3 protein-coding genes are annotated in these 1,999 nt (G+C 39.5%); all 3 read right to left on the bottom strand.

The features are described from left to right. Positions 1–622: fatty acid cis/trans isomerase (locus tag H5072_RS18035; protein ID WP_182694335.1), on the bottom strand; the 622-nt coding region annotated here is incomplete at its 3' end. After that, positions 619–984 carry a hypothetical protein gene (locus tag H5072_RS18030; RefSeq protein WP_182694334.1) on the bottom strand — a complete coding sequence of 122 codons (366 nt, stop codon included), beginning with the start codon at positions 982–984 and terminating at the stop codon, positions 619–621. The genes H5072_RS18035 and H5072_RS18030, both read right to left, overlap by 4 nt. Before the next feature lie 88 nt (positions 985–1,072). Continuing rightward, positions 1,073–1,867 (bottom strand): VOC family protein, encoded by a 795-nt coding sequence (locus H5072_RS18025; protein WP_182694333.1) that lies wholly within the window; start codon positions 1,865–1,867, stop codon positions 1,073–1,075. Positions 1,868–1,999 lie beyond the last annotated feature (132 nt).

The raw sequence follows: 1,999 nt of genomic DNA, 5'->3' as shown, positions 1-1,999 counted from the left end.
AGTTCTGTAAGTGATTAAACTCTTCACGCGAAACACCAGGTAAACCATAAGGCATGCCGCCATGAGGTTGTTCACTTGCCAATCGATCAAACTCACCCATTGTTGCGCAGGTTTGCGAACGCGCTAACGAAAAGTCAAACTCATCATCTAGCACTTCATTTACTGGCAATTCATGGCTTTGCTTTAGCACCAGGCTATTAAATAACACACTGCCCGCTAAGTTAGCTTCTTCACTTTGCACGCGCTCATTTAGCACTGGCGTAAAGTTTTTCTCTCGCCATTGCTGAATATTAGTTGCATCAAATAATAAACGGCTTGGGGTTGTTGCCAATAAACGAGTTCCATCGTAAACGAGCTCTTTACTCAAACCTCGGTCAATACCTTCAGGGGATGAGAGCTTCAGTTGACATGGTGCATCGTAACAACCATGACAAACTACGCAGCGGGTATCGAGTACAGGTTTTACATTTTGTAAAAAATCAGCACCAGCACCTGTTGTATGAGGCACCATTCTCTCTTGTGTTTGTTCAGGTCCAAAAAGATCATTGTAATGAGCATTTCCCAAATATGCACAACCACTTAAAATAATGAGTACTATCGTACTTATTAGTATTTTTCTCATTCGTCGTCCTCATCACCTAAATCAAAGGTGGGCATCATATCCATTTGAGGAGAAACGAATGTATTCTGACCTTCAGTATTCAAAACAATACTTAAAAGAGGGCCATGCGTTAATGTTATCTGCGCATCGTGCTCTTGATCTAATATAGCTAAGTACAGAGGATTAGTTATAAGCAACTCATAACCGCTAAAAGTAATAGCGACACTGCTATCTTCACTTGGGTTCTGGCAAATTTGAGCAAGTAACTCATCATCAAGTCCAATTGATATTTCAAAATCAGGCTGCTCTAAGTCTCTATTACTTAATGATTCATCTAATAGAAATAAAGGGAGGGTTAAATTACTATCTTGTTCAAATTCCATTGCGTTCTCTGCACTTTCTGACGATTTAATTGACGAGTATTATATCAAACTAGCGAGCAAATTAACGCTAAAGCTAATTTAACTGTGTTTAAACGTCATCCATAACAGATTCGATCACCGAAAATACAGCACCTTGAGGGTCGCATATAACACTAAAACAACCAACATCGGGGATATCTGTTGCAGGAACACATACTTGTCCACCTAAGCTAGCGGCTTTACTAACAATTACATCGCAACTCTCTACTGCAAAATAAATCATCCAATGAGCAGGGGTATCATCAGGCCATTCACTTGTTATTTCAAGCATACCGGCAATTGGTTGTCCATCGACTAAAAATAAAATGTAGTCCATCCCTTCCATAGGCTTTATTTCGCTTTCCCAGCCTAGTAAAGCACAGTAAAAGTCTCGACTTACTTTACTATCTCTTGTTGCTAACTCATGCCAATAAGGCGTATTTAATTCACCTAAGTGCTTACAACCTTTATGCTCATTCCCCTGCCATAGTGCAACAGTTGCGCCTACTGGATCTTTTAGCATCAACATTCGTCCTGCATTCATAACATCATGAGGACCGGCAATAACCTCAGCACCTAGTTCTTTTGCTTTTAGCGCACAATCATCAATATTATCGACGGCAATGTAAGCCAACCAATGACTTGGGATACCTGCACTAATTTGCTCTTTAGGCATTTCGTACATTGCAGCGATATCATCACCTTGTTTTTGTAGCATGGTGTAGTATATGTTCTCTCCAATAGGTTGATCGTCATGCCCCCAATCAAATAATGATGTATAAAACGCCTTACCGTCTTTCCAATTGTGCGTACAAAGCTCTGACCAACAAAAAACACCATGCGGGTGGTTTTCAACTTTACTCATGATTAAGCCCTTATTATTCTAATTTTACCTAAACGAACTCTGTCACATTTTATAAACTACATAATTGAACAGATCATAAATTGAGATTAGAGCAATAACTAAGCGGAGTCGATAAAAGAAGGACAAAAATTC

It is taken from the genome of Pseudoalteromonas sp. SR45-5 (assembly GCF_014163565.1).
GTDB lineage: Bacteria > Pseudomonadota > Gammaproteobacteria > Enterobacterales > Alteromonadaceae > Pseudoalteromonas > Pseudoalteromonas distincta.
The sequence above is the reverse complement of the archived record's forward strand: the minus strand, read 5'-3'. Positions and strand labels throughout refer to the sequence as shown.